Annotated in this window: 8 protein-coding genes; 2 read left to right on the plus strand and 6 right to left on the minus strand. The window is 78.7% G+C overall.

The features are described 5' to 3' along the window. Positions 1-7: 7 nt before the first annotated feature. The gene (locus tag AB8M62_RS17660) at positions 8-2,566 is read left to right on the plus strand and encodes a helix-turn-helix transcriptional regulator (RefSeq protein ID WP_369070412.1); all 2,559 of its coding nucleotides are present in this window, start codon (positions 8-10) and stop codon (positions 2,564-2,566) included. 65 nt (positions 2,567-2,631) lie between these two features. Next, positions 2,632-3,078, plus strand: a complete 447-nt coding sequence (locus AB8M62_RS17665; RefSeq protein ID WP_369070413.1) for a cupin domain-containing protein — start codon at positions 2,632-2,634, stop codon at positions 3,076-3,078. A 21-nt stretch (positions 3,079-3,099) separates the two neighbouring features. Here AB8M62_RS17665 and AB8M62_RS17670 read toward each other — a convergent pair whose 3' ends face one another. The 6 genes from AB8M62_RS17670 to AB8M62_RS17695 form a co-directional block, all read right to left on the minus strand. After that, positions 3,100-3,255, minus strand: coding sequence for a hypothetical protein (locus tag AB8M62_RS17670; RefSeq protein WP_369070414.1), 156 nt, complete (start codon positions 3,253-3,255; stop codon positions 3,100-3,102). Next, positions 3,252-4,445, minus strand: a complete 1,194-nt coding sequence (locus AB8M62_RS17675) for a fumarylacetoacetate hydrolase family protein (RefSeq protein WP_369053853.1) — start codon at positions 4,443-4,445, stop codon at positions 3,252-3,254. Before AB8M62_RS17675 ends, AB8M62_RS17670 begins: the two co-directional genes overlap by 4 nt. Next, positions 4,442-5,791, minus strand: a complete 1,350-nt coding sequence (locus AB8M62_RS17680; protein ID WP_369053855.1) for an enolase C-terminal domain-like protein — start codon at positions 5,789-5,791, stop codon at positions 4,442-4,444. The genes AB8M62_RS17675 and AB8M62_RS17680 overlap by 4 nt, the downstream gene beginning before the upstream one ends. A 141-nt stretch (positions 5,792-5,932) precedes the next feature. Next, entirely contained in the window at positions 5,933-6,547 is a 615-nt protein-coding gene (locus AB8M62_RS17685; RefSeq protein ID WP_369053856.1) for a TetR/AcrR family transcriptional regulator, read from the minus strand. A 96-nt stretch (positions 6,548-6,643) separates the two neighbouring features. Then, positions 6,644-7,489 (minus strand): ABC transporter permease subunit, encoded by an 846-nt coding sequence (locus AB8M62_RS17690; protein WP_369070415.1) that lies wholly within the window; start codon positions 7,487-7,489, stop codon positions 6,644-6,646. Continuing rightward, a complete protein-coding gene (locus AB8M62_RS17695) occupies positions 7,486-8,493 on the minus strand; it encodes an ABC transporter ATP-binding protein (RefSeq protein ID WP_369070416.1) in 1,008 nt (335 codons plus the stop codon). Before AB8M62_RS17695 ends, AB8M62_RS17690 begins: the two co-directional genes overlap by 4 nt. Positions 8,494-8,665 lie beyond the last annotated feature (172 nt).

The following is an 8,665-nucleotide window of genomic DNA, read 5'->3' on the forward strand; positions in this document are numbered from 1 at the left end:
TGGGTCGGTGGAGCGGTCGTGGCCGCTGGTCGGCCGGGACGGGGAGCTGCGCGCGGTCGCGGCAGCCGTCCGGCCGGGCGCGGCCGGGGTCGTGGTGGCCGGCCCGGCCGGCGTCGGCAAGACCCGCCTCGTCCGCGAGGCGCTGGACCTGCCCGCCCGGCGCGGGGCGCGGGTGCTGTGGGCCCACGGCAGCGCGGCCGCCCGCCCGCTGCCCCTGGGCGCCCTCGCCGGTCTGCTCGACGTGCCCGGCGACGCTCCCGGTGGTGGCGCCGACGCCGTGGCCCGGGCGCTGGAGGCGCTGGCGCGGCGGCGGCCGCTGGTGCTCGTCGTCGACGACGCGCACCTGCTCGACGAGCACTCCGCGCTCGTGCTGCACCGGGTGGTGCTGCGGCGCCTGGCGCCGGCGCTGGTGACCGTGCGCTCGGGGGAGGCGGCCCCGGACGTGGTGACGTCGCTGTGGAAGGACGAGCACCTGCCGCGCCTGGACCTGGGCCCGCTGGACACCGCGGCGACCACGGACCTGCTCGCCCGGGTGCTCGGCGGCCCGGTCGAGGTGGCCTCCGCGCACCGGCTGTGGGCCCTGACCCGCGGCAGTCCGCTGTTCCTGCGGCACCTGCTGGCCGGGGAGGTGGCCGCGCACCGCTTCACCGCCGCGTCCGGCACCTGGCGCTGGGCCGACCGGCCGCGGATCACCCCGCAGCTGGCCGACCTGCTCGAGCGCGAGATCGGCGCCCTGACGCCGGGGGTGCGCGACGTCGTGGACGTGGTGGCGCTGGCCGAGCCGGTGGCGCTGGACGCGCTGGACGCGCTGACCTCGCCCGCCGACGTGGAGGAGGCCGAGGAGCGGGGTCTGGTGCGCACCGACGGCGCGCTCGCGCGGCTGGCGCACCCGCTGTACGGCGAGGTGCGCCGCGCCGCCACCGGTGAGCTGCGCGCGCGCCGCCTGCGTGGGCGGGTGGCGCTGACGCTCGACGCGGCGGCGGACCCGGTCCCGCGCGCCGTGCTCGTGCTCGACTCCGACCTGCCCCCGGACCCGGCGCTGTTCCTGCGCGCCGCCGAGGCGGCCACGCGGCTGCACGACCTGCCGCTGGCCGAGCGGCTGGCGCGCGCGGCCGCCCGCACCGGTGAGCCCGCCGCCCTGCTCGTGCACGCCGCCGCGCTGTCCTGGCTCAGCCGCGGCGAGGAGGCGGAGGCGGTCCTCGCGGACCTGGCCGCGCGCGCCCCGCGCGCCGAGGTCCGCGCCATGGCGCAGTTGCACCGCACCGGCAACCTGCTGTGGACGATGGCGCGCCCCGCGGAGGCGCGCCGGGCGCTGGCCGCGGCCGGCGCCACGGGCGCCCTGCCCCTGCACGTCGCCGCGATGTCCCTGGCCGTGGCCGCTTCCCTCGGCGAGCTGGACGACGTGCTGGCCCGCGGCCCGCGCCTGCTGCGCGAGGCCCTGCCCGACGACCTCGTGCGCGTCCTGGCCGCCTCCGCGGTCTCCGCGGCGAGCGCCGTCACCGGGCGGGCGGAGCTGCTGGACGAGGCCGCCGCCGTGGGCGGGCTCGACGCCGAGCACGTGCCCGCCGTCGTGCCCGCGTTCGGGCTGGTGGACTCGCAGGTGCTCGGGCACCGGCTGGCCGGATCGCCGCAGCGGGCCGCCGAGCGGGTCCGCGCGCTGCGCGCCGCCTCCGCGGACCTGCCGGGCCCGGCGCGGTGGATGGGGCTGGTCGTCGCCGGGCACGCCGCCCTGGCCGCCGGCCGGGTCCGCGACGCGGTGGAGCTGCTGCGCGAGGCGTGGGCGGGGTTGGTGGACTCCGGGCACGAGTTCCGCTTCCGCTGCCGCACCCTGCTGGCCACGGCGCTGGCGCAGGCGGGGGACGTCGAGCGGGCCGCCCCCCTCCTGGCCGACCTCGGCGCCCAGCAGCACCCGGCCTACCGCGTCTACGCGCCGGACGACCTGCTCGCGCGCGCCTGGGGCGCCGCCGCCGAGGGGGCCACGACCGAGGCGGCCGCGCACGCCGCCGCCGCGGCCGGGCTGGCCCGGGCCGCGGGCGCCGACGCCTACGAGGTGCTCGCCCACCAGACCGCGGTCCAGCTCGGCGACGCGGGTGCGGCGCTGCCGCGCCTCGCCGCCCTCGCCGCCGTCAGCGCCCGCGCCTCGCAGGCCCACGCGCACGCCCGCGCCTGGGCCGAGCGGGATGGCGCCGCGCTGCAGCGGACCGCGGTGGCCTGGGAGCACCTGGGCGACCTCGTGGCCGCCGGTGACGCCGCCGCGCAGGCCGCCGACGTTCACCACCGCAGCGGGCGGCGGGGCCCGGCGCTGACCGCCGCGGCCCTCGCCGCGGCGCTGGCCGCCCGCTCCGGCGCCCGCACCCCCGCCCTCGCGAGCGCGCTGCGCCCCCTGCCCCTGACCGCCCGCGAGCGCGAGGTCGTCGTCCTCGCCGCCCGCGGCCTGAGCAACCGGGCCGTCGCCGAGCGGCTGACCGTCTCGGTGCGCACCGTCGAGGGCCACCTGTACCGCGCCGGCCACAAGCTCGGCGTCTCCGAGCGCTCCGCGCTCGCCGGCGTCCTCGGGATCGAGTAGCGCACCACTCGCACCCGCGCCGCCCCCGCGGCGCACGCTGCGCACACCCGAGGAGAGGAGGAGCCGTGAGCACCACCCACGTCCGGCCCGGTGAGGGCCGGCACCACCGCATGATCGACGGCGACCACGTCGCCAAGGCCACCGTGCGCGACCCCGGCGGGACCTTCGAGGTCTTCGAGGTCGTCGCCCCCGCCGCACCGCCCGCGCCCCCGCACGTCTCGCCGTGGAGCGGGGTCCTCTACCTGCTGGAGGGGAGGGGCAGCGCCCTGGTCGACGGCGACCGTCACGACCTCGAGCCCGGCGGGCTCGTCGTCGTCCCCGCCGGTGCACCGGCCACCTTCGAGGTCCTCGGCGACGGGGCCCGGTTCCTGGCGATCACTTCCGGCGACGGCGCGGGGCGCTTCTTCGCCGACTTCGCCCGCTCCGTCCCGCTCGACCGTCCGGTCGAGGAGGCGATGGCGGCGATCGTGTCGGTGACCGGCCGCCACGGGGTGGCGCTCGCCGGCGGCTGAGCGGTGGCGCCGGCCCGGCGCTCAGCCGGCCGCGCGGTGCAGCCGGGTGCGCGCCGGAACCGGCGGGCGGGCCGCGGCGCCGGGACCCCCGGTGGACGCGCGCGCGAACCGGTCGAAGGCGTTGAGCAGGTGGGTGCGCACCGCCTCCTCCGCCGCCCCGGGGTCGCAGGCGCTCACGGGTGCGGCCCCGCCTCCCGCGCCGCACGGTCCAGCAGGTGGTCCAGCAGCCGGCCCACGCCCCACTCCCACGGCGGCAGCTGCTCGGTGGGCCCGACCTCGTTGACCAGCGCCCCCAGGTGCGGGCCGGCGATGGTGACGACGTCGCCGTGCACGTGGGTGAACCCGCGGCCGGGTTCGCCGCGGTCCTGCACGGGCGCGAACAGCGTCCCGGTGTGCAGGACGAAACCGTCGGGGTACTGGTGGTGCGGGCCCCACGTGGCGGCCACCAGCTCCTCGAAGCTGCGGCTGAGGCGGCCCACGTCGTTGACGGCCTCCAGCAGGTACCCCTCGGGTCCGTCCACGCGCAGGGAGATCCGCTCGGTGCGGGCGTCGTCGAGGGTGAACCCGTCGTCGAACAGCCGCACGAAGGGGCCCAGCGCGCTGGAGGCGGTGTTGTCCTTGGCGGCGCCCAGCAGCAGCGCGCTGCGGCCCTCCACGTCGCGCAGGTTCACGTCGTTGCCCAGCGTCGCCCCGCGCGGGACGCCGTCGGCGTCGACGACGAGGACCAGTTCCGGCTCGGGGTTGTTCCAGGAGCTGGTGGCGGGGATCCCGACGCGCTCGCCGTAGCCCACCGAGGAGAGCACGGGCGCCTTGGTGAACACCTCCGGGTCGGGTCCCAGCCCCACCTCCAGGTACTGCGACCACATGCCCCGCGCGAGCAGCGCCTCCTTCACCTGCGCGGCCTGCTCGGAGCCGGGCACCACCGCGGACAGGTCCCCGACGCCGCCGAGGGCCTCCAGCACCTGCGCGCGCACGCCCCGCGCCAGGTCCGGGTCGCCCGCGCAGCGCTCCTCGATGACCCGCTCCAGCATGCTGTCGACGAACGTCACGCCGCACGCCTTGACCACCTGCAGGTCCACCGGTGCCAGCAGCCGCGCCGCGGCCGCGTCCCGGGCGAGCGAGGCGGCCAGGACCCCCGTCACGTCCCAGCGCGCGGGGGCGCCCTCGACGGCCCGGCGCACCCGCGCGGTGGGCAGGCGCAGCAGGTGCGCGACGGTGGGGGCGGTGCCGGACAGGTCGACCAGGTCGCCGCCGCGCACCGCGACGGGCACCGGCCCGCCCGTGACGGGGTCGTGCACGCGCCCGACGAGCAGCGCCGCGGGGTCGTCCGGCAGCGCGTCCGCGGGGTCCACCGGCGGCGCGCTCACGCGTCGCTCCGGGAGGCCGCGGTCGCCGGGACCCGCCCGGTGCCGTCCCCGCCGGCGATCAGCTCGCGCCAGCCCCCGCCGCCCGGGAACGTCCAGCGCTCCAGCGACTCCGGGCGCATCCGCGCCCCGGTGCCGGGGGCGGTGGGGGCGGCGTAGCGGCCGCCGCGCACGACGACGGGGTCGGTGAAGTGCTCGTGCAGGTGGTCGACGAACTCGATCGCGCGGTCCTCCTGCGTGCCGGTGACGGCGGCGAAGTCGAAGAACGAGAAGTGCTGCACCAGCTCGCACAGCCCCACCCCGCCGGCGTGCGGGCACACCGGCACCCCGAACCGCGCGGCCAGCAGCAGGTTCGCGACGTTCTCGTTGACGCCGGCCACCCGGGTGGCGTCGATCTGCAGGACGTCGATCGCGCCGGCCTGCAGCAGCTGCTTGACGACGATCCGGTTGGCGACGGCCTCGCCGGTGGCCACCTTCACGGGCGCCACACCGCGGCGGATCGTCGCGTGGCCGAGGACGTCGTCGGTGCTGGTGGGCTCCTCGATCCACCACGGCCGGTGCTCGGCCAGCGCCCGCATCCACTCCACCGCCTCGCCGACCTCCCAGCGCTGGTTGGCGTCCACGGCGATCCGCACGTCCGGGCCGACGGCCTCGCGGGCCAGCCGCAACCGGCGGCGGTCGTCGTCCAGGTCCCCGCCGACCTTCAGCTTGATCATCCCGAACCCGTCGGCGACGGCCTCGCGGGACAGGCGCACGAGCTTGTCGTCGTCGTAGCCGAGCCAGCCGGGAGTGGTCGTGTAGGCGGGGTAGCCCTCGCGCAGCAGCTGCTGCACGCGCTGCTCCTTGCCCTCGGCGCCGGCCACGAGCAGGTCGCGCGCGGCGGCGGGGGACAGGGCGTCGGAGATGTGGGTGAAGTCGACGACGTCGACGAGCTCGTCGACCGCGGCGGCGGACAGCACCCGCCACAGCGGCAGCCCGTCGCGGCGCGAGCGCAGGTCCCACAGCGCGTTGACCAGCCCCCCGCACGCCATGTGGGAGACGCCCTTCTCCGGGCCCAGCCAGCGCAGCTGCGAGTCGTGCACGAGCCGGCGCGAGGCCTCGCCGAGGTCGTCGAGGTCCACCTCGCGCCCGGTCAGCAGGTGCCCGTAGCTCTCCAGCGCCGCCACGACGACCTCGTTGCCGCGCCCGCAGGTGAACACGATGCCGGTGCCGACGGCGCCCTCGTCGGTCTCCACCTCCACGTGGGCGGCGGAGTAGTCGGGGTCGACGTTGACGGCGTCGGAACCGTCGAGCTCCAGCGACGTGGGGAAGCGGACGTCGCGGGTGCGGACGGCGGTGATGACGGGCACGGGTCCTCCGGGTCGGTCGCGTGGTGCGCGCCGGACCCGCCGGTGGGCAGCGGTGCGCCGTCGCACCCCCTCCTGCAGGGATGCGCAGGACCGTAGAGGGCCGCTCGCGGGCCGGGCAACCCCCGGAGCGCGGGCGCCCCCTCAGCCCGCCGGGGCCGCGACCCCCTCGGTGAGCACCGCGACCAGCTCCCCGACGGCCTCCGGGCCCAGGCCCGCCGCCCCCGCCAGCGGGCTCGTCTGCGCCCCGAACAGGGCCGCCAGCAGCAGCACCGCCAGCCGGGCCGCGTCCACGTCCCCGCGCACGCGGCCCAGGTCCTGCTCGGCCCGCAGGTACTGCGCCAGCAGGTGCGGCGGGCCGCCGCGCTCGGCGACCGCCTCGCCCAGCGCGCCGGCGGCTCCGGCCGGCGGCGCGGGAGGACGGGCCCCCGGCATGGCGGCCATCGCGACCTCCAGCGGCACCAGGTCCTCGCGCAGGCGCGACAGGTGCTCGAAGGCGTCGGTGAGCACCTCGCGCACGGTGCGGGTGCCGGCGCGCGCGGGCAGCGCCGACATCCACTCCACGACGGGCCGCTGGCCCTCCAGCACGGCGGCCGTGAACAGCGCGTGCTTGTCGGGGAAGTGCCGGTAGATCGACCCCTCCGAGACGCCCGCGCGCGCGGCGATCGCCTTCGTGGTGGTCGCCGCGTACCCCACCTCGGCGACCAGCGCGGTGGTCGCCGCCACCAGGGCCGAGCGCACGTCGCCGGTGCGGGCCACGGGTCCTCCTCCACATCGGCTCGGGGCTGTTCGGGTGCGTGCGGGGCGATCCTGCCCCGCCACCGGGCGCGGCCCGGCGGCGGGGCGGGACCGGCGTCAGTCGGTGACGTCGCGGCGGGAGAACACCACCAGGGAGGCGCTCAGGGCCACGGCCACGTACAGCGCGCCCAGGCCCAGCGCCGTCCCGGCTCCCACCCGGTCGGTGCCGCCGGCCGCGAGGGCGCCCAGCACCGCACCGGGCAGCCAGTCGCCCAGCTCGCGCGAGAGCGCCCCCAGCACCGCCTCCACCAGCAGCACCCAGCCCACGCCGACGCCGATGGCGACGCCGGCCGAGCGGGTCAGCACGGCCAGCGCCAGCCCGGCGCTGCCCCACACCAGCTGCGACAGGTACAGGTCCAGCCCCGCCCGCAGCACGGTGCCGGCGACGTCCTCGCCCCACGCGGTGGGCTCCCAGCCGCCGGCGGCCGCGGCCACGGGCGCCACGGCGACCGTGACCACCACCGCCACGGCGGTCGTCGCCGCCGTGACCAGCGCCAGCGCCAGCCACTTGCCCACCAGCAGCCGCCCGCGCCGCGGCTCGGCCGCGACGAGCTGGCGCACCAGCCCCGTGGAGGAGTCGGTCGCCGTGGCCAGCGCCCAGAACGCCAGCGTCACCACGCCGGTGAAGGAGGCGCCCGAGGCCAGGGGCGCCACCAGGCCGGCCGGCGACAGCAGCTGCGCCGCGTCCGGGAAGCTGACCCCCGGCCCGTCGGGCACGGCGCTCACACCCGCGGCGCCCGTCTGCTCGACCACCTGGAACACCACCGCGCACACCAGCGCGGCGAACAGGGCCGTCAGCCCCGCCCAGCCCACGACCGTGCTGCGCCGGCGCAACCGCACCAGCTCGCTGCGCACCACGTGACCCACGACGGGCCTCGCGGAGGACCTCGTGACGAGCTTCACCGCGCCACCTCCCGCACCCGGGCGGCGCCGGCGCGCGCGGCGGCCAGGTCGGCGTCCGCGCCGGTCATCCGCAGGAACACCGCCTCCAGGCCCTCCCGGCCGGCGCTCAGGCCGCGCAGCACGACCCCGGCGGCGGCCGCGGCCCGGTTGACGTCGGCGGCCGCCTCCGGCCCGGCGTGCACGCGCAGGCCCTCCCCGGCCGGGACCGCGTCCCAGCCTGCGGCGGCCAGCGCCGCGCGCAGCCGCTCCAGGTCGCCGGGGTGCTCGGGGAGCGCGTCCACGTGCGCGTCGGCGCGGGCGAGCAGCTCTCCCACGGGGCCGGAGAACAGCAGCTCGCCGAAGCGGACGACGACGAGGTGGGTGCACACGCTCTCGATCTCCGACAGCAGGTGGCTGGAGACGACGACGGTGCGGCCCTCGTCGGCCAGCCGCCGCAGCAGCGCGCGGACCTCCACGACCCCGGCGGGGTCCAGGCCGTTGGTGGGCTCGTCGAGCACGAGCAGCTCGGGGTCGGGCAGCAGGGCCGCGGCGATCCCCAGGCGCTGCTTCATCCCCAGGCTGAAGCGCCGGACGGGCTCGCGCTCGCGGCCGGCCAGGCCCACCACCTCCAGCACCTCCTCGACGCGCTCGCGGCCGACCCGCCGCAGGTGCGCCAGGGACAGCAGGTTGGCGCGCGCCGACAGGCCCGGGACGAAGGCGGGGGACTCGATCAGCGCGCCCACGCGCCCGGCGTACGCGACGGGGGCGGCGACGGGGTGGCCGAGGACCGCGGCGCCGCCGGAGGTGGGGCGCACCAGGCCCAGCAGCAGCCGCACGAGCGTGGACTTGCCCGAGCCGTTGGGCCCGACGAGCCCGACGACGCCGCCGCGGGGCAGCGACAGGGTCAGGTCGTCGAGGGCCACGAGGGTGCCGTACTCGCGCCGCAGCGCGGTGGTCGTCAGGACCGGCGGGGGAGCGGGCGGGGCCTCGGGCGGGGCGTCGGGCGGGGCGGGGGACACGGGCACGGGGACCTCCGGGCGGGTGTGCGAGTGAGTACTCACTCACTATGCGGCGGGGACCGGCCCGTGGCAAGGGGTCTGCCCGCGCCGGACCCGTCCGGACGCGCGACGGGCCCGGCACGGCGGGGGGCCGGGGGCGGCGGGCGGGCTGGGTGGGGGCATGGGCCTGGCTCGCGGG

This window comes from Kineococcus terrestris, from assembly GCF_041020755.1.
In the GTDB taxonomy this organism is placed as follows: Bacteria; Actinomycetota; Actinomycetes; order Actinomycetales; family Kineococcaceae; genus Kineococcus; species Kineococcus terrestris.